The organism is Streptomyces sp. NPDC006711 (assembly GCF_042869775.1).
Lineage (GTDB): Bacteria > Actinomycetota > Actinomycetes > Streptomycetales > Streptomycetaceae > Streptomyces.
In genome coordinates, this window is record NZ_JBIAGO010000004.1 from 305,162 (window position 1) to 327,093 (window position 21,932).

19 protein-coding genes and 1 pseudogene are annotated in these 21,932 nt (G+C 71.1%); 13 read left to right on the top strand and 7 right to left on the bottom strand.

Translation table 11 applies throughout. The features are described 5' to 3' along the window. The first annotated feature begins 143 nt into the window (after positions 1-143). Positions 144-1,016 (top strand): helix-turn-helix transcriptional regulator, encoded by an 873-nt coding sequence (locus ACFYM2_RS11880; protein WP_358997536.1) that lies wholly within the window; start codon positions 144-146, stop codon positions 1,014-1,016. A gap of 41 nt (positions 1,017-1,057) precedes the next feature. On the opposite strand, the pseudogene ACFYM2_RS11885 reads toward ACFYM2_RS11880, so the two are convergent. Further along, positions 1,058-1,153, bottom strand: a pseudogene (locus tag ACFYM2_RS11885) (IS5/IS1182 family transposase); the annotation flags it as partial. A gap of 137 nt (positions 1,154-1,290) precedes the next feature. Here ACFYM2_RS11885 and ACFYM2_RS11890 point away from each other — a divergent pair. After that, positions 1,291-1,626, top strand: coding sequence for a hypothetical protein (locus ACFYM2_RS11890; RefSeq protein WP_388835514.1), 336 nt, complete (start codon positions 1,291-1,293; stop codon positions 1,624-1,626). A gap of 94 nt (positions 1,627-1,720) precedes the next feature. On the opposite strand, the gene ACFYM2_RS11895 is transcribed toward ACFYM2_RS11890, so the two are convergent. Beyond that, entirely contained in the window at positions 1,721-2,041 is a 321-nt protein-coding gene (locus ACFYM2_RS11895; RefSeq protein WP_388835517.1) for a transposase, read from the bottom strand. Between the two features lie 445 nt (positions 2,042-2,486). On the opposite strand from ACFYM2_RS11895, the gene ACFYM2_RS11900 reads away from it, so the two are divergent. The 5 genes from ACFYM2_RS11900 to ACFYM2_RS11920 all read left to right on the top strand — a co-directional run bounded on the left by ACFYM2_RS11900 (position 2,487) and on the right by ACFYM2_RS11920 (position 10,169). Further along, a complete protein-coding gene (locus ACFYM2_RS11900; RefSeq protein ID WP_388835520.1) occupies positions 2,487-3,926 on the top strand; it encodes an MFS transporter in 1,440 nt (479 codons plus the stop codon). Between the two features lie 366 nt (positions 3,927-4,292). Beyond that, positions 4,293-5,918: a sensor histidine kinase gene (locus ACFYM2_RS11905; protein ID WP_388835523.1), complete on the top strand. Its 1,626-nt coding sequence runs from the start codon at positions 4,293-4,295 to the stop codon at positions 5,916-5,918. After that, the gene (locus ACFYM2_RS11910; RefSeq protein ID WP_388835526.1) at positions 5,915-6,592 is read left to right on the top strand and encodes a response regulator; all 678 of its coding nucleotides are present in this window, start codon (positions 5,915-5,917) and stop codon (positions 6,590-6,592) included. Before ACFYM2_RS11905 ends, ACFYM2_RS11910 begins: the two co-directional genes overlap by 4 nt. Positions 6,593-6,755: 163 nt before the next feature. Continuing rightward, entirely contained in the window at positions 6,756-7,544 is a 789-nt protein-coding gene (locus ACFYM2_RS11915; protein ID WP_358997546.1) for an ABC transporter ATP-binding protein, read from the top strand. 69 nt (positions 7,545-7,613) lie between these two features. Beyond that, complete coding sequence (locus ACFYM2_RS11920; protein ID WP_388835529.1) at positions 7,614-10,169, top strand: ABC transporter permease; 2,556 nt, start codon at positions 7,614-7,616, stop codon at positions 10,167-10,169. Positions 10,170-10,225: 56 nt separating this feature from the next. Here the strand turns inward: ACFYM2_RS11920 and ACFYM2_RS11925 are convergent, their stop codons facing one another. Together ACFYM2_RS11925 and ACFYM2_RS11930 are read right to left on the bottom strand one after the other, a co-directional pair. Beyond that, positions 10,226-11,290, bottom strand: coding sequence for a 1-acyl-sn-glycerol-3-phosphate acyltransferase (locus tag ACFYM2_RS11925; protein WP_388835532.1), 1,065 nt, complete (start codon positions 11,288-11,290; stop codon positions 10,226-10,228). Continuing rightward, positions 11,287-12,180, bottom strand: a complete 894-nt coding sequence (locus tag ACFYM2_RS11930) for a patatin-like phospholipase family protein (protein WP_388835535.1) — start codon at positions 12,178-12,180, stop codon at positions 11,287-11,289. The genes ACFYM2_RS11925 and ACFYM2_RS11930 overlap by 4 nt, the downstream gene beginning before the upstream one ends. 218 nt (positions 12,181-12,398) lie before the next feature. Between ACFYM2_RS11930 and ACFYM2_RS11935 the strand changes: the two genes are divergently transcribed. Next, positions 12,399-12,905 (top strand): hypothetical protein, encoded by a 507-nt coding sequence (locus ACFYM2_RS11935; RefSeq protein WP_358997558.1) that lies wholly within the window; start codon positions 12,399-12,401, stop codon positions 12,903-12,905. Positions 12,906-13,085: 180 nt separating this feature from the next. Here ACFYM2_RS11935 and gdhA read toward each other — a convergent pair whose 3' ends face one another. Beyond that, positions 13,086-14,435: an NADP-specific glutamate dehydrogenase gene (gene gdhA / locus ACFYM2_RS11940; RefSeq protein ID WP_388835539.1), complete on the bottom strand. Its 1,350-nt coding sequence runs from the start codon at positions 14,433-14,435 to the stop codon at positions 13,086-13,088. A 617-nt stretch (positions 14,436-15,052) separates the two neighbouring features. Here gdhA and ACFYM2_RS11945 point away from each other — a divergent pair. From ACFYM2_RS11945 to ACFYM2_RS11955, 3 genes are read left to right on the top strand one after another with little or no spacing between them, the layout of a single operon-like run. Then, positions 15,053-15,559, top strand: a complete 507-nt coding sequence (locus ACFYM2_RS11945) for a DUF6230 family protein (protein WP_388835542.1) — start codon at positions 15,053-15,055, stop codon at positions 15,557-15,559. After that, positions 15,553-15,933 carry a DUF6114 domain-containing protein gene (locus tag ACFYM2_RS11950; RefSeq protein WP_388835545.1) on the top strand — a complete coding sequence of 127 codons (381 nt, stop codon included), beginning with the start codon at positions 15,553-15,555 and terminating at the stop codon, positions 15,931-15,933. Before ACFYM2_RS11945 ends, ACFYM2_RS11950 begins: the two co-directional genes overlap by 7 nt. Beyond that, entirely contained in the window at positions 15,930-16,598 is a 669-nt protein-coding gene (locus ACFYM2_RS11955; protein ID WP_358997566.1) for a hypothetical protein, read from the top strand. The genes ACFYM2_RS11950 and ACFYM2_RS11955 overlap by 4 nt, the downstream gene beginning before the upstream one ends. A 180-nt stretch (positions 16,599-16,778) precedes the next feature. Here the strand turns inward: ACFYM2_RS11955 and ACFYM2_RS11960 are convergent, their stop codons facing one another. After that, positions 16,779-17,084: a hypothetical protein gene (locus tag ACFYM2_RS11960; protein ID WP_358997568.1), complete on the bottom strand. Its 306-nt coding sequence runs from the start codon at positions 17,082-17,084 to the stop codon at positions 16,779-16,781. A gap of 710 nt (positions 17,085-17,794) precedes the next feature. Between ACFYM2_RS11960 and htpG the strand changes: the two genes are divergently transcribed. Further along, positions 17,795-19,714: a molecular chaperone HtpG gene (htpG, locus tag ACFYM2_RS11965; RefSeq protein WP_388835548.1), complete on the top strand. Its 1,920-nt coding sequence runs from the start codon at positions 17,795-17,797 to the stop codon at positions 19,712-19,714. Between the two features lie 389 nt (positions 19,715-20,103). Next, positions 20,104-20,484 carry a peptidase inhibitor family I36 protein gene (locus tag ACFYM2_RS11970; RefSeq protein ID WP_388461929.1) on the top strand — a complete coding sequence of 127 codons (381 nt, stop codon included), beginning with the start codon at positions 20,104-20,106 and terminating at the stop codon, positions 20,482-20,484. 91 nt (positions 20,485-20,575) lie between these two features. Here ACFYM2_RS11970 and ACFYM2_RS11975 read toward each other — a convergent pair whose 3' ends face one another. Continuing rightward, positions 20,576-21,649 (bottom strand): alpha/beta fold hydrolase, encoded by a 1,074-nt coding sequence (locus ACFYM2_RS11975; protein WP_388835551.1) that lies wholly within the window; start codon positions 21,647-21,649, stop codon positions 20,576-20,578. Positions 21,650-21,932 lie beyond the last annotated feature (283 nt).

Here is a 21,932-nt window from a genome sequence, read left to right on the forward strand (position 1 = left end):
GCGCATTCAGCGATGGTCCCTGTCCTTCACGAACAGTGATGCCGCAAGTCTTGACGGCATCCGCCGGGTGCGGCAGAGCCCCCGTCGTCCCTGGTCCTGCCAGGGCCCCCTCTGAAACGCGCGCACCGCATTACGGTGTCGGTATGAAGGATGAGGAATCCGGCAACCGGCTCGGCAGCTACCTCCGCGCCCGGCGTGAGCTGGTCTCCCCGGTGCAGGCGGGGCTCCCGTCGGGCGGCAACCGCCGCGTCCCGGGTCTGCGCCGTGAGGAAGTCGCCCTGCTCGCCGGAATCAGCGCCGATTACTATCTGCGCCTGGAACGGGGCCGCGACAAGAATCCTTCTCCTCAGGTCCTCGAATCCCTCGCGCGTGTCCTGCACCTCGACGACATCGAGCGGACGTATCTGCTCGGCCTCGTGGCAGCCCGCCCAAGGACGCCGCGCCGCAAGCGACCCGAGCAGGTTCCGGCACGGGTGCACCAGTTCCTTGCCCACCTTCAGATCCCCGCGTTCGTCGAGGGACGCGCCTTCGACGTCCTGGCCTCCAACCCGATGGCCGTCGCGCTCTCCCCACGACTGCGGCCCGGTGAGAACCGGCTCCGTTCCCTCCTCCTCGACCCCGAGGAACAAGCCTTCCACCAGGACTGGACGAAAGCCGCCGCCGGCTTCATCGCCACCCTTCGCACCACCATCGGGGACGACACCGACAATCCCCGGTTCGTCGAACTCGTCGGAGAACTCGCACTGTCCAGCCAGCGGTTCCGCACCCTGTGGGCCCGACACGACGTCCGCAACCTCGACGGAGGCACCACCACCGTCAACCACCCAGTCGTCGGTGAACTACGGCTCCACCGCGACAAACTCCCCGTGGACGACGTCATCTTGGTCGTCTACTACCCAGACAAGGACAGCGACAGCGACGAGAAACTGCGACTCCTCGCCGCACTCTCACACACCGAACCCATCGACACAGCACGCAGCAGGCCGGCAGACACCAGGCACCCGAAGACACCCTGACGAACACCGGGCGTCCGGCGGCGCAGCCAGAACGACCGCGCCAACGGGTGGGCCGGATCGAACTCGGGACGCTGCGGCAGCATGGCGGCGAATAAGTCCCAGAACGGTTCGGTCAGCCAGGATGCCAGCACAGGCACAGGTCTCCCCAGTGATCACAGAGCGTCGCAACTCCATGATCACAGAACCTGTGCCTGTTCCGTCTGTCAGCTGACCCCGCCTGCCGCCCATCCGCGCGACCTCTAAGGTGGGGTGGCTCGATCCGAGGGGGACAACCGTGAGCACGCCGCCGTATCCATTCCATGAGGAGAAGAACGTCGCATGGGACCTCGTGGTCTGGCGTGGCGACTTCGAGCGGGTCGTGGTTGCCGCACTGAACCGAGAGGATGTCGCTCAGGTCCGTGGAGGTTTCGACCGAGGCGATGACGTGTGGATGTACAACGTCTACCCAGTTCCGGACGCCGTCCTGCCCACGATCGCGGATCTTGTGCCGGGGGTCCAGCTCGACCGCGAGCTTGAGCACTTCATCGAGGCTCGCCAGGATCTGCCCGGCGGAGAACTCTGGTTCCCCGAGCGTGGCGAGTTTCCACCGGGTCACGTGCCGCCTCCGTGACGAGCCTCGTCGAGGGTCCATGACCGATGCGACGTGATCAGGCGGCGTCGGTCTCCTCGCGCTCGACCAGGACGCTGTTCTCAAGTCGTCCCGGTCATCGGTGACCTTCGCGACGGCCTCGCGTCGGCAGGGGGTTCGAGATGTTCCGGGTCTTGTGGACCCAGCGCCTCTGGTGCCGGGCGGCGGGGAACACCTCGGCCAGGGCCCTCCAGCGGCCCCTCGCGCCGTCACCGGCGACCAGCTCCGGATCGCGCACGCCGCGCCGGCGCAATCGCGCAGCAGGTCGGCCCGCGAGTCGGTCGACCCCGGCAGCCCCCCGGCCGGCCGGGGGGCCGTCGCGGAGCACCGCTCTGCGCTCGCCGGGTGCCCCCGTGGATGGGCTGCGGATACGTGTCCCGTGGTCCGCGTCGGCCATTGTCAGTGGTCCCGCCTACCGTTCTTCCTGGCCCCTCGTCGGTCGTCGCCTCACCGAACGGGCAATTGCACAGTCCGGGGGCGGGGCGATGCGCGGCGCGAGCCAGCGGTGTCGGAGGGGCAGTTCCACATGGGGGCGCAGTATGGGGGCGCACCGCGCGAAGGGGGAGAGCGCAGATGGATGGAGTTTCCGTGCACGAGACAGGGGACGTGACCCAGACACTTCACGGAACTGAGCACCAGCTGGCTGCGCCGGCCGCGATGAGAGTGGCGGCGGCGAGTTGGTCGCGGAGGGGAGGGGGAGGGGCAGGTCTGCGACGGAGGCGCGGCGCCGGCGAACCGAAGCGGGCGGGCCCGGACGCCCCGGGAAATGCGTGGCACGCGGCCATGTCCCGCGCCTACGTTGGGCCCTTGTGACTCATGATCCGAAGCCGACGGCAAGCGGCTTGCCCACGTCCACCCAACCTCACATAGCGGCCTCCGCCAAGTCACCGACGGCGGGCGAGGACGCGTCGGCGCCGGTGCGGGCCGCGACGGACGAGGGGCTGTTCTCCGGGGCGTACGCCGCCGCCACCTCCTGTTTCGCGGCGGTGATGTTCCTGACCGGGCTCGCGGCGCTGGCGGTGACCCCCACGTTGCCGACGGCGGCACGGGACCTGGACGGGCTCTCGCTCTACCCGCTGGTGGCGGGATGCTTCGTCGCCGCGAGTCTGCTCGGCGGTGTGCTGGCGGGCCACTGGGCGGACCGAGCCGGGCCCCAGCGCCCGCTCGCGACGGGCATGGCGCTGGCCGTGGTCACCCTGCTGGTGTCGGGCGCGAGCACGTCGATCTGGCAACTGGCGGCCGGACGCTTCCTCGACGGACTCGCCGGCGGCATGGTCGCGGTGGCGATCAACACCGCGATCGGCGGGGCGTACCCGGACCGCCTGCGGCCACGCGTCCTGGCACTGATGAGCGCCTGCTGGGTCGTCCCGTCGCTGGTGGGTCCTCCGCTTGCGGGCGTGGTGGCCGAATGGTGGTCCTGGCGCGCGGTGTTCTTCGGTCTGGCCGCTCTCACGGCGCTGCCCGCGCTGGTGGTGGTGGCGGTCCTGCGCGGCCCTGCCAGCTCGATTACGCCCGCGCCCCCCAAAGACGCGCCGCCGCGTCCCGCTCTCGTGATCGCGGTCGCGGTGAGCCTGGGCGCGGCGCTCGGGCAGTACGGAGTCTCCGGGTGTGACGTACGCCATCTGTTGTTCGCGGCGGGCGGCTTCGCTCTGTTGACGGCGTTCGTGTCGCGGCTGTTGCCGCCGGGCACGTGGCGCGCCGTGCGCGGCCTGCCCGCCACGGTGCTGCTGCGCGGCCTGGGTTCAGGGGTGTTCTTCACGCTGGAGGCCTACGTGCCCCTGTTGCTGGTCACCGGCCGGGGCGCGCCTCCCTCCGTGATCGGTCTGGCCTTCACCGGCGCCGCCGTGGCCTGGGCCGCCTCGTCCTGGGTGCAGGGCCGCCTCCTGGATCGCCGCCCGCGCCATCACTTGGTCGTGGCCGGTGCGCTGGTGCAGGCGGTCGCGGTTGTCGTCGCGGTCGCCGGGACACTGCCCGCGACGCCCGCGTACACCGCCGCGTCGGCCATGGTGATCGCGGCCGTCGGCATGGGCATGTACGCCCCTTCCCTGACCGTGCTGTCACTCACGCACAGCCCGCCCGGCCGGCAGGGCTACGCCAGCGCCGCCATGCAGAGCACCCAGAACCTGGGCCAGACAGCGGTGTTGGGCGCGTCCTCGGCCGTGTTCAACGCATGCCTCGGCGCCGGCTCGGGAGCGGCCGTCGGCTACGGCTCCGCCCTTGGGCTACTCCTCGTGCCGAGTGCCCTGGCCGCGCTGCTGGCCGCCCGCGCTCGCAGCGCGTGATCCCCACCGCCTTGTGGAGGTCGGCACCGTACGCCGTCCCCGGCTGGTGACGAGAATTGACGACAACTACCGTTTGCGGTAGCGGAGTTGGGTGGCAGTCGGCGGTGTCGTCGTGAGGGCGCGCCACCTGTCCCGGTCCGGCGTGGTGCGCAAGGCGCGGGTGCGAGCAGCGCCAGGCGGGCCGCGCGTAGCCTCCGGAGGCGCCCGGGGGCGTCGTGGGCGGGCGGGACGAGCCGGCTCTGTCCAAAGGCAGAGATCCGGATCAGCCTCAGGGCCCACGTCCTGGCACACCCGGCCATCCATAATGAGGAGCATGCCCCTCTTCAGCCGCTTTCGTCCGACCCGCCCGCGCCGGGAGCGGGCACGGTGACGCGTACGAGCGGGCGGGGCCGGATGGTCGTCGAGACCGTCACCGTCACGGTCGCCGCCCTGGGTCTGCTGGCGGTGGCGGGGCCGCTGTGGTCACTGCCGCACCCGGTGTTCCAACTGTGCGTGATCCTTCTCGCGGTGCCGCTCTTCGCGCTGCGCGGGCGCCGGCCCGCCGCCGTCTTCCTGGTCATTGCCGTGCTCGCCGGTGCGGCGCCCGTGGCCGCTCCGGTGGTGGCGGCCGCGGCCTACGCGGTGGCGCTCGACGTGACTCGTCCACGTACGCGCGTACGGCTGCTCGGGAGCGCGAGCCTGTTGGTGCTGGCCTCCGCTGTCGTGACGGGGCCCCTGGCCGGGCCCGGTTCGGCCGTGTACAGCGCGGAGCTCGGCTTCGTCATGGCGGCGACCGCCGTGGTCGTGCCGGGGCTGGTCGGGACGGTGTACGGGCAGCAAGCCAGGCTGCTGCGCGCGCTGCGCGAGCGCGGTGACGCGGCCGAGCGCGCCCGGCGGTCCGCTGACAGCGAGGCGCGCGTCCAGGAGCGGTCCCGGATCGCCGCCGAGATGCACGATCTGGTGGGCCACCGGCTCAGCCTCGTGTCGCTGCACGCCGGCGGTCTGGAACTGGCTCTCGACCGGGCGGCTCCGGAACTGCGCGAGGAAGCCGTCCTGGTCCGGCGGGCGACCCGGGACGCGATGCGTGAACTGCGGCAGACCCTCGGTGTCCTGGGCCCGCTGGGCCGGGACACCGGACCGGACGCCCTCACCGACGTCACGGGCACGCGCAGCGACGTCGAAGCGCTGGTCGCGGAGTCCCGCGAGGGAGGCGTCGATGTCCGGCTGCGCTGGGACGGACCCGACATCGAGACCCGCCCCGCGCCGGTGCGGCGCGCGGTCCACCGGGTGGTACGCGAGGCGCTGACAAATGTGCACAGATACGCCCGTGCCGCCCCGGTCACGGTGTGCGTCGCGCACGACGACCGCACGGTGGTGGTGACGGTCGACAACAGCGCCCCGCCCGAGCCGTCCGACACCGAAGCCCCAGAGGGAACGGGCCGTGGGCTGACGGGACTGCGCGAACGGGTCGGCCTGCTCGGCGGAACCTTCGAAGCGGGTGCCCGCTCCAGCGGCGGATTCCAGGTGAAGGCGATCCTGCCCGCCGAGCCGGCCGACGACGTCCCCGACCACCCCCTTTCCGCCGGGTCCGACGCGCCCCCGGCACCCGCCCACGACCAGGCGGCCGCGCTTTCCCGCACCCCCCGCGCGGCCGGCGCGCTCATGTCCGCCCTGGGCGCGACGGCCCTGTGGATGCTGATGGCGCTGGCGATCGCCCTGGTGTACGGCCAGCCCAGGCACGACGTCCACCCGCCGCGGCCACGGCTGGGAATGACGTACGAGGAGCTGAAGGGCGTCTTCGACAGCCCCGCAGAACGCGCGGCGGCGACCGGGCACGAACCGCCGCGACCCGCCCGCGCCGTGGGCTGCGTCTTCCCCGCCGCCGGGCACGGACCCCGGCCCGGAGCCTTCGACATCACCCGTTACTGCTTCGACGCGGCCCATCGCCTCATCTCCATCGACCGCTTCAGCGTCCCGTCCGTACGCGACGCCCAGCCCTGGGAGACTCCATGACCGAACCGCCACGTCCGATCCGGGTCCTGCTCGCCGACGACGAGGAGATGATCCGGCACGGCGTCCGGCTGATCCTGCGTCATGCCGAGGGCATCGAGGTGGTCGCCGAGGCCGCCGACGGACACCGGGCGGTCGCCGAAGCCGCCGTCCATCACCCCGATGTGGCGCTGGTGGACATCCGGATGCCCCGGTGCGACGGGCTGGCCGCGATCCGGCCGCTGCTCGCCCTCGAACCCGCCCCGCGCGTGGTGATGCTGACGACGTTCGGCGACGACGACAACGTGATGTGGGCGCTGCGCGACGGCGCCACGGGGTTCCTGCTGAAGGACGAGGGACCGTACGAACTGATCAGCGCCGTGCGGGCGGCGGCGGCCGGCGACGCGGTGCTCTCGCCCGGCGTCACGGGCGCGGTGATCGCCCGCATGCTGCGCCGGGGCCCAGCGCACACCGACGAGGGAGGCCGCCCCGATGAGCGGATCGCCCGCCTGACCGGGCGCGAGCGGGAGGTCCTGGCGATGCTGGGGGAGGGGTTGTCCAACCAGGACATCGCACAACGGATGGCGATTGGCATCGGCACCGTGAAGACGCATGTGGGTGCCATCCTGGAGAAGACCGGGTCGACGAGCCGTGTGCAGGCGGCTCTCCTGGCACACCGTGCCGGTATGTGTCCCTGAGAGAGAACTCTGCCGAAAGGCAGAGACGGCGACACCCTCCCTGACCTTCGGCAGAGCCCACATCACCACCTGAGGCCGATGTCCACGCAGGTGAGAGCCCCAAGGATGGGAACATCCCGGTTCGCGAACGCTCGCGGGCCGCCGTTCACCCTCCGGAGTCCTCGTGCCCCAGACGTCCCTTCCCTTCCCAGCCGCAGGCGCCCCCACCTCTGAGCCGGCGGCCCGCGCCTCCCGGCTGACCAAGGTCTACGGCAGAGGCGCCACCCAGGTCACGGCGCTGGACACCGTGACGGTGGAGTTCGAACGGGCCCGGTTCACCGCCGTCATGGGCCCCTCGGGATCCGGCAAGTCGACGCTGATGCACTGCGTGGCCGGCCTCGACCGCGCCACTTCGGGGTCGGCGCGGATCGGTGGCGTCGAGCTCACGGAACTGACTGACCGTCAACTCACCGCGCTGCGGCGGGAGAAGATCGGCTTCGTCTTTCAGGGCTTCAACCTGCTGCCCACCCTTACGGCGCAGGAGAACATGACGCTGCCCCTGCGTCTGGCGGGGCGACGTCCCGACCCGGCGTGGTCCGACACCGTCATCGCCGCCACGGGCCTCGCCGGGCGGCTGACGCACCGGCCGGCCGAACTCTCCGGCGGTCAGCAGCAGCGCGTCGCCGTGGCCCGCGCCCTGATGTCCCGCCCGGAGATCGTCTTCGCCGACGAACCCACCGGTAACCTCGACTCCCGCTCGGGCGCGCAGGTACTCGGCTTCCTGCGCGACTCGGTCGACGAGTGGGGCCAGAGCGTGGTGATGGTGACCCATGACCCGGTCGCCGCCGCCCACGCCGACCGTGTCGTCTTCCTGGCCGACGGCCGGCCCGTGGACGAACTGCGCGAGCCCACATCCGGCGCCGTCCTCGACCGGATGCGCGCGCTCGACACCGAGGGCCGGCCCGCGAGCTGACCGCTCCGCCCGTCAACTCCCCACCCCACCCCGAGTCACCCCGACCCACCCCGACCCGCGGAAAGCACCATGCTGCGAACAGCTCTGCGCAACGTCCTCGCGCACAAGACCCGACTGGTCATGACCGTCCTCGCGGTCTGTCTCGGCGTCGCGTTCATCTCCGGCTCCCTGATCTTCGCCGACACCACCACCGCCGCCCACCGCGCCGCCATGACACGCGACGACACGGGCACCGCCGTGCGTGTGAGCCCGACCTACATCCCGGGCACCTCCCCCCAGGATCGGTTCGGGGCCCTCGATGACGGCCTCGTACGCGAGTTGTCCCATCTGCCCGGCGTCGCGTCCGTCCGCCCGGTGGCGGACGGCACCGTCACGCTGTCCGCCGAGGACGGCACGCCCATGCGGGCCGACAGCGCGATGGGCAAATTCGGTGCCGCCTACCATCCCGGGCCCGACGGCAAGGACAGCCGCTACCCGCTGACCGAGGGCCGGGCCCCGGTGGGCCAGGACGAGGTCGCTCTCGACCGCGGCACCGCGCACGCGGGCGGCTACCGGCTCGGCGACAGGGTCACCCTCGCCGCGCAGGGACCGGTCCTCACACCCCGCCTGGTGGGACTTGTGTCCACCACCGACAGCCGCGTGAACGCCGGCGGGACCCTGGCGGTGTTCGACAGGGCGACCGCCCAGAAGCTGTTCGCCGCCCCCGGGCGCTACACCGGGATCGACGTGGGGGCCACCCCCGGCACCAGCCAGGCCGAACTCCGCGACCGGATCACCGCCGTCCTGCCCGCCGCCCGGGCCGAGGCCGTCACCGCCGACGCCCAGGCCGCTCAGCAGGCCCTCTACATCGGCACCAAGACCAAGAGTTACGAGCGTCTGCCGCTCCTCTTCGCCACGGTCTCCCTGTTCATCGGCACCTTCCTCATCGTCAACACCTTCACCATGGACATCGCCCGCCGCACCCGGGAGATCGCGCTGCTGCGCGCGATCGGTGCCACCCGCCGCCAGGTGGTCCGTTCCGTCCTGGCCGAGGCGGCCCTGGTGGGCCTTGCCGCGTCGGCGCTCGGTTTCGCGCTGGGCCTGGGCGTCGCCACCGTGCTGCCCCATGTCCTTGACACCTCCGGTGATCCGCTGCCCAGCGGGCCTCTGGTGATCGGCCCCACGGCGGTCATCGCCGCACTCGTCGTGGGCGTGGGTGTCACCGTGCTCGCCGCCTGGCTGCCAGCGCGCGGCGCCGCACGCGTCGCGCCCGTCGAGGCGCTGCGCGGTGCCGACCAGCCGCCCTCCGCGGCCCTGTCCCGCGTGCGCGGCGCCATCGGCCTGGCTCTGACCGTCCTTGGCGCGGGACTCCTGTGCTCGCTGACCGACGCGGTCGGCGCCACCGACGCCAACCTGCGGACAGCCCTGTTCGGGTGCGCCGCCCTCGTCGTCGGACTGATCGCGCTCGCCCCGCTCCTCGCCGGGCCGGTTGTCCGCCTGCTCGGCCGACTCACCACGGGCTTCGGCGCGGCAGGCCACCTCGCCCGCGAGAACGCCCTGCGCAACCCGCGCCGAACCGCTGCCACCGCCGCCGCGCTCCTGATCAGCACGGCGCTCGTCTCCGGCCTCGCCGTCATCGACCACTGCACCAAGCGAGCCCTGGACGCGCAGGCCACCGCCGGTCTCAGCGCGGACTACGTCATCAGTACGCGTACTCCCACCACCGCCATCGACGCCGCAGCCGTACGACGTGTCGCGGCGGTGCCGGGCGTGCGCACTGCTTCCGCCGTGGCGGACTCCACCATCACCCCGGGCGGCAAGCAGATCTCCGGCATCGACCCCGCCACCGCGAGTGAGGTCATGAAGCTCCGCTTCCTCAGCGGCTCCCTCACCGACGTCGGTCCCGGCAGGATCGCCGTGTCGCGCGGTTACGCCTCGGAGCACCACCTCGTCGTCGGCCAACAACTCGACGCGAGCGTGGGCGCAGGCGGCCACGACCAGCGTTACACGGTGGTCGGCGTCTACCAGGACAACCCCACCGCCCAGGACGTCCTCGGCCATCGAAGCGACGTACAGAAGACCGCCTACCTGCGCGACTCCGTGCAGCGCCTGCTGGTGGGCACCGATGGGGGAGTGACCTCCGCGGATCTGGAGAAGCGGCTGCGCGCCGCGGTGAGCGACAGTCCGCTCCTGAAGGTTCAGAGCCGTCGGCAGCTCGTCCAGGAACAGGCAGGCGTCGCGGGCGACCTGATGACCATGGTGCTGGGGCTGCTCGCCCTCGGCGTGCTGATCTCCACGCTCGGCATGGTCAACACCCTTGCCATGTCGGTCTCGGAGCGCACCCGGGAGATCGGCGTGCTGCGGGCCATCGGCATGGGCCGCTCGGCCATCCGCACGATGATCCGTCTGGAAGCCGTGTGCGTCGCCGCGTTCGGTACCCTTCTCGGGCTGGCAGCAGGGCTGTTCGGAGCGTGGAAGGTCAGCGGACTCGCCAACGGCGCGATCCCTCAGTACTCCTTCTCGCTGCCGTGGGGCACCCTCGCTCTGGTGGTCGCGCTCGGTCTCGCGGCCGGTACCGTCGCGGCGGCCGTCCCCGCCCGGCACGCCGCCCGGCTCGGCCCGCTGGAGGCGGTGGCACGGACGTGATGCGGGGCGCGGACGCGGCCCAGGGCCGGCACGCGCCGGTGAGCCGTGCTCGGCCGTCAGGACGACGCCGTACGCGCCGACGCCGCCCCCTCGCCCCACTCCTGGGCGATCCACGCGTCCACCCGCGACCACTGGTCCGTCAACCATGTCTCGCGGGCCTGGCGCTCGGGCGGTATCGCGCGGGCGGGCACGCTCCACCACGTGGCACGCACCGGTTTTCGCAGGGGGATCGAGTGCCACAGGCGGGACGGGGAGTCGATGTGGTCGAGTCCCGTGTGCGCGACGAAGACGACGTCCGCTCCGGCGCCGCGCGCCCCGGTCAGCGCGGCGAGCGGACCCGCCATGCGCGGCGGCAGGACGTGGTGCTGGCGCCGTGCGCGAGCGGCCCGGCGCAGTTGACCGGTGCGGACGAGCCAGCGGATGGACCGCGTGCGGCGTCGTTCGGTGAAGTTGCCGCCCTCGGGGAACACCACCAGCGCCTCGCCCGGCCGCAGCCGCGCCGCCAGGGCGCCGATGGCCCGCGACGTGTGCCCGTCGGTGTCGGCGTGGCGCGGGACGAAGCAGTGCGGGAGGCAGCCGAGCACCATGTCCAGGCAGGGGTCCCAGCGCAGGAACTCCTTGAGCACGACTTGGGGACGCAGCCCCGCGTCGCACAGAAGGCCGTGGACCAGCAGGATCGAGTCACCCGGACCGGCGTGGCGAGCGAAGACGACCATGCCGTCCGGCGAGCGGGTGCCGGGCCGCGGGATCAGCGGGTCCACCTCCACACGCACGGAGAAAATCCGCTGGGAGCAAGCCACCAGGAACCCGAGCAACCGTGCGAGGAGCCGGTAGTTGAGGGCCACCAACCGCTCCTTGCGCCTCTGGCCACCGCCCAGACAGCGCAGTCGGACGACGAGTGCGGCGCACACCCCGACCAGGTCGGCGACGAGGTACACGACGGCGTAGAGAGCCAGACGTTGCGGCTGCCAGCCGCGTTCGCGCCGCCCGGCGAACAGGGAGAGCGGGGCGAGCGCCACCGTCGTGATCAACACCGCGCAGGCCAGGGGGATCAGGACGACGAGCGCGGGCACGGTGACACACCGCCGTGCCACGTCACGTATGCCCGCCTTACGGCTCATGGGGTGACGCTGCCCGTACGGAGCGCGGGCTTCCCGGCCGCTTCGAGATACGCGATGGACGCCTCGTACGCACGCTCCATCCGCTCCAGGGAACGCCCGAAGTCGCGGTGCTGGAACTTGCGGCCCGCGATGTCCTCACCCCGGCCGGACGACGCCCCCGTGGGCAGGACGTGCACCTCCACGCCGGAGGGCAGGTCCGCCATGTCACGGGTGAAACGGTGACGCCGAGCTATCTCGAAGGCCACGGCGGCCACTTCCCAGGGCGCCCGGGGTGCCTTCAACTTCCGCTCCACGCGCCCCACTTGAAGGACATACACCGTACGCGCGCCCGCCGCGACCGCCCGGCCCACCGGGATGCTGTTGATCAGACCGCCGTCGAAGAAGTGCTCACCGTCGATCTCGACGGGTGGCAGCAGACCCGGGACGGCGCAGGAGGCCATCACCGCCGGGACCAGAGGCCCTTTCGTGAACCAGTGCTCGGCGGCGCTCTCGATCCCCGCCGCGACGCACTGGAAGGGCACCGCAAGGTCCTCGATCCGCCGCGCCGGGAGCCCGGCCTCCAGCAGTTCGGACAAGGGGGCGGAGGAATAGACGTGGGTCCGGTTACGGGCCGCCAGGCGCAGGCGCCGCAGCACCGAACCCGAGAAGACGCCCGAGCGGCCGAGGCTTCCCCACAACTCGCCCAGACGCTCCACGGCCTCCGCCGTGGGCTCGGCCGCGATCGCCGCGCCGTTGATGGCGCCCACCGACGTCCCCACCACCAGATCCGGCTCGATGCCGGCCGAGATGAGCGCCCTGAGCATCCCCACTTCGTAGGCGCCGAGCGCCCCTCCTCCACCAAGGACGAACGCGCAGCGGTAGGCCGCGCCCCTGGTTTGCGGTGTCACCATGTCGTCACCCATGACTGACCCCTGCCCCGTCCCGCCCCGGCCATCCGCGCCCCGGCACGCACGCGCCGCTGCGGCAGGGACAGTTGAGCTCCTGGCGGGCGGGGGGCCAATCGGGCAGTTCGGAAAAGGCGCGGCGAGGTGGTCCCGCCGAGGGGCCCGGGGAACCGGTGTCATGGGTGACGACACCGCTTCTCCCGCTCACTTCCAGGAAGACCTCCGTGCCCACTCGTGCTTTTCGCCGCCTCGCCACTGAACCCAACGTGCTGTTCGGAGGTGTCTACGGCGCGGTCCTCGCCAGTTCGATGGTGGCCGCGCTCACCCAGTACGGGGCGAGGGCGCGCGCGGACCGGCTCTACGACGCCAAGTGGTTGCTGATCACGGCCGTCGCATCCGCCCTGGCCCACGGTTACGCGCACATCATCGCCCGGCGCGGCCACGAGACCCACCACGGTGGACGGGGGCCATGGCGCATCCTCCTGGAGGAGTGGCCGCTCGTCGCCGCCACCGTACCCACCATGCTGCTGCTGTACGGAGCGGGCCTGGGCTGGTGGGGTTCGCGCAACATCGAGTACGTCGTGTTCGGCGTCAACATCGCGCTGCTCTTCGGCTGGGGTCTCATCGCCGCGCGCGCCGCCGGCCGCACGTGGGGCGCCGCGATGAGACTCGGTGTCGGTGACGGCCTGCTGGGTGTGATCGTGGTGGTCGCCAACGCGATCATCAAGTAGCGGTACGGGTGCGGTGTGCGTCCGTTGGCCACCGCCGCTTGGGGAGCGCGATCGCGTCGAACGCGGAAGGTCTTCCCGCCACGCCCCGGCCCCGCCCCCGCCTTGCGCACACCCCGCCGTCCGGATCATCGCCCGGACGGCGCGTCGCCACGGGGCGGACGTTGCTCGACGCGTGCGGCCCTAGATGACGCCCTGGGCCAGCATCGCGTCGGCGACCCGCTCGAAGCCGGCGATGTTGGCGCCCGTGACGTAGTCGCCGGGTGCGCCGTAGCGCTCGGCGGTTTCGTGCGTGACCGTGTGGATGGACCGCATGATGCCGGCGAGTTCGTCTTCGACCCGCTCGCGGCTCCAGGCGACCCGGCCCGCGTTCTGAGCCATCTCCAGGGCGCTGACGGCGACACCGCCCGCGTTGGCGGCCTTGCCGGGGCCGAAGGCGACGCCCGCCTCCTGGAAGAGGTGCACCGCGTCGGGCGTGGTGGGCATGTTCGCGCCCTCGGACACCGCCTTCACGCCGCTCGCGATGAGCGTACGCGCGTCTTCGGCGCCCAACTCGTTCTGAGTGGCCGACGGGAAAGCCACGTCCGCCGGAACCTCCCAGACCCGGCCGTCAGCCACGAAGCGCGCCGACGGGCCGCGCCGCGCGGCGTACTCGCTGACGCGACCCCGCTCCACCTCCTTGATCTGCTTGAGCAGAGCGAGGTCGATGCCCTTGTCGTCGACCACATAGCCGGAGGAGTCCGAAGCCGTCAGCGGGTTGGCGCCGAGCTGCTGAAGCTTTTCGATCGTGTACAGGGCCACGTTGCCCGAGCCCGAGACGACCGCGCTGAGCCCGTCGAGGGACATGCCGCGCACCTTCAGCATCTCGGCGGCGAACAGCACGGAGCCGTACCCGGTGGCCTCGGGGCGGATCGCGGAGCCGCCCCAGCCCTGGCCCTTGCCGGTCAGGACGCCGGCCTCCCAGCGGTTGGTGATGCGGCGGTACTGGCCGAACAGGTAGCCGATCTCGCGGCCGCCCACCCCGATGTCACCGGCCGGCACGTCGGTGTGTTCACCGATGTGGCGGGACAGCTCGGTCATGAACGACTGACAGAAGCGCATGACCTCGGCGTCGGACCTGCCGCGCGGATCGAAGTCGCTGCCGCCCTTGCCGCCACCGATGCCGAGCCCGGTCAGCGCGTTCTTGAAAATCTGCTCGAAGCCGAGGAACTTCACCACGCCGATGTCCACCGACGGGTGGAAGCGCAGACCGCCCTTGTACGGGCCGAGCGCGCTGTTGAACTCCACCCGGTATCCGCGGTTGACGTGCACGCGGCCACGGTCGTCGGTCCACGGCACCCGGAAGATGATCTGCCGCTCCGGCTCGAGCAGCCGCTCGACGAGCCCGCTCCCGGCGTACTCGGGGCGGGCGGAGATGACGGGGCCCAGGGTGTCCAGGACCTCTCGCACGGCCTGGTGGAACTCGGGCTGTCCCGGGTTGCGGCGCTCGATGTCCGTCCGCAGTGCGTCCAGCCTGTCCTTGGGATCGGTCACGATCGGGTTCCTTCCGACGTCGGTTCCAGGGGCGTGCGGGCCCAGATCACAGTGCCACAGCTCGGCCCGAGCGGTGTCGCGGGTCCACCCTTTGGAAGGTTCGAGCGGCTTCATCGCATGGGTTCGGTTGTGCGCATGACGACGGTTCTCAGCAGGTCGGTCGAGGACCAGGGCGCCCCGCTCGGCTCGGCGGAAAGTTGGCTTGACCGCGCGATGTACGAGTGGCAGCCGTCATCGACGGGGCCGACAGGACCTGAAGCGGCAGGGCCCCTCCCCGCCGGCCCGTCTCCGTTCGGGATCCAACTCGTGGGCGAGCGTGCGGAGTTGAACATTCGGGCTGATCTGGACATCGGCCCCGACGGTGATGGTGGGGGCGTCTCGGCACAGGGACCGGGGGACCGGGCGGGTGTTTCCCGCCCGGAGGGGCGCAACCTCGGCCGGGCTCCGGCGTTGAAGGGGGCGGGGGTCGATTTCGGGAAGGAACGCTGTTGCGTCGCTCTGGCACTCCCCCTTGTCCTGTGCACAGCCGCCGACGGGCCACGATTAAGGGAAGAACGAACTGGCGGCGCTTCACCCTCGCGGGAGCCGGCGCGCTGGCGCTGGCCGCCGGCACCGTCATGACCACGACCGCGGCCGCGATCCCCGTCTCGTTCGCGGTCGCCAGAAGCCCCTTCTCGGTCACGTCCCAGCACATCGAGGCGGAAGGCGCGGTGCAGTTCGCCTCGTTCCGACAGGACGGTTCCGGCGGGCGTCACGCGGTCGCCGTGGTGGGAATCCGCGAGGCCAAACTGTACGGACTGTGCCAGTCGGCGGTGGCCCACACCCCCTTCGGCACGGTGACGCTACAGATCCACTCGGACGGTCAACGACCGGTGAAGGCCTCGCAGTTGGTGCTCGATCTCGATGCCCTGCGAGGGGACATGTCGTTCGGGTCGGTGAAGATGGGCCGGGACGCGTCGACGCTCGACGGCGGCGGCATCACAGGACCCGCCGGTGTCTACGGGCAGCAGGCCCGCACGCTCACCATCGAGCACATGCGGATGGAGGCGTGGTCGCTGACAGCGGGAATGTTCTCGCTGAGTGATGCCACGATGGACGTACGGGCCGGGGAACATCCGTGTTGACCTGGAGGACGCCTCGTCCACTGCCGGCCTGCGCACTGGTGGCCGCTGCGGCTGTCGAACTGGGGTACTTCCCGCTGGCGGAGGTCGGGCTGCTGCCGGTGCAGGGAACCAGCGGGGCGGTGGCGCTGTTCTTGGCGGCGGCGCTGGCCGGCTGTGCGGCGCACATGTGGGTCAGGCCGGCCCGGGCGCCGTACAGCGGCGGTGCGGCGGTCGCGCTGGGTCTGTTGTCCTATCCACTGGCCAACCTCGGAGGCTTCTTCGTCGGCATGCTGCTCGCGCTGCTCGGCGGCTCTCTCGCGCTGGCCTGGCAACCCGGCGCGCCCGCAACGGATTTGGGCGGGGCGCCCGTTCCCTCGGGGGAGGGGGAGGTGTGAAGAACGGGGCCTTCCGTCCGGGCGTCCTGCTGCTCGCGGTCGCGGGGATGCTCGTCGTGGGCCTGCCGCTGGCCGGCGCCGAGCCCGGGCCGCCGCCCGGGCCCGCGCCCGCGCAGGGCCCCGCTTCCCGGGATACGGCGTCGGGGCCGCACGGCGTGCTGCCCGACAAGGAGTGCCGCCCCGCGTCACTGCCTCATCAGGAGCCGGCTCCCGGCGAACGAGCGCGAGCGGCCACGGCGGTCCGCGCGTGCTGGTCGGTGTCCGGCCCGGCCGTCCGGCCCGGCGCCGGCGGGGTCGAACTGCGGGCGCGGACGCTGACGGTGACGGGGCTGTATTGTCCGCCCGTCGCGGGCACCTGCCGAGCGGCGACCATCAACTTGCGCCGCCCTCGAATCCTCTACGGCGCGACCACGGGCGCGGCGTCGTGTGTGGTCGCCGAGCGGCTTACGCTGACGGGCTCCGTCGAGTTCAGCGCGTCCATGGTGCGCGGCCGCGCCTTCGGCGTGCTGCCCCTGGCGATTTCGACGCGCCTCGTCCCGCCGGTGCCGTTGCCCCTGTTGGTGCTCGACGATGTCGTCGCGAACGGTCTGTCGGTGCGGGCCGACCGTGTCGAGGGCACGGCGATGACCATCGGGCCGGCCCGTGTCTGCTCGGACGCGCGGTGAGATGTCATCGCGGTACGTCGAACTCGGCACCCAGCTACGGGTACTCGTTCGCGATCGACGAGCCGGACGGAACGCGGCTGTTGCCCACCCCGGGCATGACAGAACACGTACGTTGGAACGACGCACAGTATGGCTGGGCCCCGGTCGCCCTCGCGGCCGGGGTCCGAGCACATCACAGGGTCAAGCGGTCCGGAACTGCCACTTGCTGGCGACGCGGTCGTTCTTCTCACACCATGCCGTCGAACCGCGGCGGTCTCCCTGCCACACCCATGCCCCCTGATGCGCGCCGCCGTGCCGGCACGTGATGGTGGCGCGGTAACTCGCCGGCCCCCGGCCATCGCACCAGCCGGAGAACCTGGTGGTGTTCTTCTCCCACACGACGCACTTCGGTGACGCTTGCGCCTGAGCGGCCGTTGCCACCGCGACCGCGCCTGATCCGAGCAGTACGGCAGACGTTGCCAACGCGGCGATCCTGAGCTTCAGCACACCAATCTCCCTGTCTCATCGCGAGCGGTTCCTTCACCACCCGACGTTAGAGACCGAACCGGGCCGCCCGAATCGTGCCGCTGAATGACCCCTGAATCCACTCACCGCGTCAGCGGGTAAACCCTGGCGGTATCCCCTGTCCGCGGCCATAGGGTCCATGTACGCCGGTAGGGCACGGAGCAACGAGCGAGGCGTACCGGCATCTGGTAACGCCGGTCACGTGGTCGGACCGTTGTTGCCCGTGCGCTCCCCGGACAGCGTTGTACGATGTCGTCCAATGGACGACAGAAGGCATGTCGTCCACTTGATGACTGGCCTAGGGGGGTGCTTGTGACATCAGCAGTGCGGTCGGCCGCGAGCACCGACGGCCACACCCCGGTGTCCTTTCCCGCCGGGGACGCGGTGCACGGCGCTACCCGCCATCGGGGCGTCGAACCCACCGGCGCCGCCGGCCCGCGCCGCCTCGCCGGGCCGCTCGCCACGCGCCGCCCCCTCGCATCCGAAGCGAGCGCAGCCACCCCTGCGCGCAGCCCACAGCGCCGCGACCGGTGCCGAGCCCCTTGCCCCTGCGGCCGACGGGCGCCCCACCTCGTCGTGGACACGGAGGCGTTCCCGGCCTGCCCACAACCATCGACGCCGAGGCGGGCCACGTGGTGCCGTCTCGGCCCCAGTTCTGTCCGTTCATGACGTTCCCACAGAAAGGGCCCCCCATGGGCAGCAGTGTCGAGACGCTGGAATTCCAGGCCGAGACCCGCCAGTTGCTCCGACTGGTGATCCACTCGATCTACTCGAACAAGGACATCTTCCTGCGCGAGCTGATCTCGAACGCCTCCGACGCCCTGGACAAACTGCGGCTGGAATCGCTGACCGACTCCGACCTCGCCGGGGCCGACACCTCCGACCCGCACATCTCGCTGGAGGTCGACAAGGACGCCCGTACCCTGACCGTCCGCGACAACGGGATCGGCATGAGCCGGGACGATCTCGTCGAGCTGATCGGCACGATCGCCAAGTCCGGCACCGCCGGTCTGCTGGAGAAGATCAAGGAGTCGAAGGACGCCGCCACCGCCGAGAACCTGATCGGGCAGTTCGGCGTCGGCTTCTACTCGGCGTTCATGGTCGCCGACAAGGTCACCCTGCGCACGCGGCGAGCCGGCACCGACTCCGGCACGCAGTGGGAGTCCGACGGAGAGGGCACCTACGACATCCAGGCCGTCGACGGCCTGCCGGTGGGCACGTCGGTGACCTTGCATCTCAAGCCCGCCAACAGCGAGGACGGGCTCGCGGACTACCTGTCCGAGTCGAAGATCCGTCAGATCGTCAAGCAGTACTCGGACTTCATTCGCTGGCCGATCCGCATGGCCACCGAGCGCACCGACGCCGAAGGCGAGACCACCCGCGAGGTCGACACACTCAACTCGATGAAGGCGCTGTGGGCCCGGCCGCGCAGCGAGGTCACCGAGGAGGAGTACAACGAGTTCTACCAGCAGATCAGCCACGACTGGCTGGCCCCGGCCGAGACCATCCACATGCGCGCCGAAGGCACCTTCGAGTACGAGGCGCTGCTGTTCATCCCCTCGCAGGCACCGTTCGACCTGTTCTCCCGCGAGACCAAGCGCGGCGTGCAGCTGTACGTCAAGCGGGTGTTCATCATGGACGACTGCGAAGCGCTCATGCCCAACTACCTGCGCTTCGTCAAGGGCGTGGTGGACGCCCACGACCTGTCGTTGAACGTCTCCCGCGAGATCCTTCAGCACGACCGCCAGATCCGCGGCGTGCGCCGGCGTCTGGTCAAGAAGGTCCTCGGCGCCATCAAGGACATGCAGACCAAGGACGCCGAGCGCTATGTGAAGCTGTGGGCGGAGTTCGGCCGGGTGCTGAAGGAAGGTCTGATCGAGGAGACGGACAACACCGACGCCCTGCTGGAGCTGGTGTCCGCCGCGTCCACGCACGACCCCGAGAAGACCACCACGCTGCGCGAGTACGTCGGGCGCATGAAGGACGGTCAGGACACCATCTACTACCTGACCGGCGAGAACCGCGCGATGGTGGAGAACTCGCCGCACATGGAGGCGTTCACCGCCAAGGGGTACGAGGTCCTGATCCTCACCGACCCCGTCGACGAGGTGTGGGTGGACCGGGTCACGGCCTTCGACGGCCACCGCCTCCAGTCCATCGCCAAGGGACAGGTCGACCTGGAGGAGTCCGGCGACGGCGACCAGGAAGCCGACACGCAGAAGAATCAGCGCGAACAGGACTTCGCCGCTCTGCTGCCGTGGCTGACCACCACCCTGTCCGAACACGTCAAGGAGGTCCGGCTGTCCTCACGCCTGACCACGTCGGCGGCGTGCGTCGTCGGCGACACCCACGATGTGACACCGACCCTGGAGAAGATGTACCGGGCGATGGGGCAGCAACTCCCCACCGTCAAGCGCATCCTGGAGCTCAACCCCACCCACCCGCTCGTCACCGCCCTGCGCACAGCACACGACGCCAACGCCGACGACCCCGCACTCGCGGAGACCGCCGAGCTGATCTACGGCAGCGCGCTCCTCGCCGAAGGCGGTGACCTGCCCGACCCCTCCCGCTTCACCCGGCTGCTCACCGAGCGCCTGGCCCGCACTCTGTAACCGTGACTCCGTAACCGGGGTGCGGCCGGCACCGCCACAGCGCGCCCGGGCGCACCCATCTCAGTACGGCGGACAACACCCATCTCAATACGACGGACAGCACGACGGGCAAGCGTGACGTGCCCGTCGTGAGGTCGGGGCCGCAGGGCGCGCGGTGTGGAGTCCGGCGCACCACCGGAGTGCGCGCCCCTGTGCTTCCGCACCCGCGCGGTCGGCGAGAAATGGCCTGCTGACGGGCTCGAAGGCGACTGAATACTGGACGACGTTCCCGTAGGACCCGGTCGGCGGCGCGACCGCTCGGCCGTGGCCCGTCCCGCGTCCGTGCCGGTCCTCGGCGTCCCAAGTCCTTGAGGGCCGGAACGGACCGCCGACGAAGAGGAGTTGCCCCCATGCGTCGTATCCACTCGTTCGCCGTCGCCTCCGTGGCCCTGGTCGCCGCGCTCGGTGTCGTGCCCACCGCGACGGCGGCCCCCTCGGCCCCCGCACGTGCCGCCGCCTACAACTGCTCGCCCGGCTACTTCTGCATGTACAGCGGCTGGAACGGCAAGGGCACCCGCTGCCAGTGGTCACAGTCCAAACTGGCCAACACTGCGGACAACTGCTCCTTCATCCAGAAGGGCAAGAACGTGCTCTCCGTGCGGAACAGGACGGGCCACCGCGTCCAGTACTACACGCAGACGAACTACCACGCGCGCGTCGGCTCCACCCCGTCCGGTGGGCGCGGCAACCTGCAAGGCAGTTACCAGATCCGCTCGTTCAAGCCCCAGTAACGCTGCCCCGTCGACCGACGCCACGGGCCCCCGCGGGGTGACGCGGATGGTTCTGGCCGAGCTCCACTCCGGCAACCGGGCGCAGGGGTCGTCACAGATGGTCCGCGTCAACTACCGCCTGCACGAAGGCGGTTGGCGCCTCCTGCGGCAGGTTGTGGCCGATGTTCGCGAGGGTCCGGTGCTCGTAGGGCCCGGTGAAGTGATGTCGGTATGCCGAGCCGTCACCGGGGGCGGTGAAGGGGTCGAGGGCGGCATCGAGCGTGAGGGTGGGAACGTGGATGGCGGGCTGCGCGGCGAGCCGCTTCTCGTAGCCGTCGTAGCGCGGATCGCCCTTGATGAGCCCGATGCGCCAGCGGTAGTTGAAGAGCACGATCGCCGCGTAGTCGGGATTCCGGAAGGCCCGCGCCGTGCGCTCGAACGTGGCGTCGTCGAAGTCCCAGGTGGGTGAGACGAGCGTCCACACGTAACGGCACAGCGCGTCGCGGTCCTTCGGGTCCTCCAGGGTCTTCTTGCCGCGCTCGGAGGCGAAGTACCACTGGTACCACCAGGTGTGTTCCACGGCCGGCGCCGCGGGTTCCAGCTGCGCCTTGACGTCCGTAATGAGGTAACCGCCCGTGGAGACGAGGGCCTTGACGCGTTCGGGCCACAGGGCGGCGATGATGTCGGCGGTGCGTGAGCCCCAGTCGAAGCCCGCCAGGACGGCCTTGTCGATGCCGAGCGCGTCCATCAGGGCGACGATGTCGAGCGCGACGGCCGACTGCTCCGCGGTGCGAGGGGTGTGGCGCGACAGGAAGTGGGTGTCCCCGTGTCCGCGCAGGTAGGGGACGATCACGCGGTAGCCGAGGTCGGCCAGGAGCGGGGCCACGTCCACGAAGCTGTGGATGTCGTACGGCCAGCCGTGCAGGCACAGCACGACCGGCCCGTGAGCCGGCCCAGCCTCGGCATAGCTGATGTCGAGGACGCCCGCCCTGACATGCTTCAGCCGGGCGAACGCAATGTGGGTGCCAGGGGCGGGGGCTGGAACCGTCGGGGCCGAGGTGGTGCCGCCGCCCGGCCGGGGCGTGTCCGAGGCCGCGTACGCCGGGGCGCCCAGGCCCGACAGCGAGACGGCCGCAGTGCCGGTGCCGAGACTCACGGCCTTGCTGAAGGTACGCCGGTTGATCATCACAAACCCTCCGTCATGCGTATGCAGGGAACGCAACGGCTCGTTGCGGCAAGGCAGTTGGCGGCGGCCGCGTTGTCCGACATGCCGTCGCGGCAGCCGGCGACGAGCCGACCCTGGCACATGAGCCGTCACCGGTCAAGCAGGTGACGTCATAAAGGGGGGCCGGGCTCAATGGCCCGTGCGGTCCGTGTGACTCGTGCGGAACGTGTGACCCGTGTGGCTCGTTCCGCGTGACGCATGTGTGACTCGTACGCCCTGGCGCCCGCGCCCCCGCCCGCGCGAC

What these genes read in the sequence shown, in the direction of transcription:
- ACFYM2_RS11970 (WP_388461929.1), top strand. Translation starts at nt 20,104, where the DNA reads ATGCGTCGTATCCACTCGTTCGCCGTCGCCTCCGTGGCCCTGGTCGCC.
- ACFYM2_RS11910 (WP_388835526.1), top strand. Translation starts at nt 5,915, where the DNA reads ATGACCGAACCGCCACGTCCGATCCGGGTCCTGCTCGCCGACGACGAG.
- ACFYM2_RS11895 (WP_388835517.1), bottom strand. Translation starts at nt 2,041, where the DNA reads ATGGCCGACGCGGACCACGGGACACGTATCCGCAGCCCATCCACGGGG.
- ACFYM2_RS11880 (WP_358997536.1), top strand. Translation starts at nt 144, where the DNA reads ATGAAGGATGAGGAATCCGGCAACCGGCTCGGCAGCTACCTCCGCGCC.
- ACFYM2_RS11945 (WP_388835542.1), top strand. Translation starts at nt 15,053, where the DNA reads ATGACCACGACCGCGGCCGCGATCCCCGTCTCGTTCGCGGTCGCCAGA.
- ACFYM2_RS11925 (WP_388835532.1), bottom strand. Translation starts at nt 11,290, where the DNA reads ATGAGCCGTAAGGCGGGCATACGTGACGTGGCACGGCGGTGTGTCACC.
- ACFYM2_RS11975 (WP_388835551.1), bottom strand. Translation starts at nt 21,649, where the DNA reads ATGATCAACCGGCGTACCTTCAGCAAGGCCGTGAGTCTCGGCACCGGC.
- ACFYM2_RS11920 (WP_388835529.1), top strand. Translation starts at nt 7,614, where the DNA reads ATGCTGCGAACAGCTCTGCGCAACGTCCTCGCGCACAAGACCCGACTG.
- htpG (WP_388835548.1), top strand. Translation starts at nt 17,795, where the DNA reads ATGGGCAGCAGTGTCGAGACGCTGGAATTCCAGGCCGAGACCCGCCAG.
- ACFYM2_RS11930 (WP_388835535.1), bottom strand. Translation starts at nt 12,180, where the DNA reads ATGGTGACACCGCAAACCAGGGGCGCGGCCTACCGCTGCGCGTTCGTC.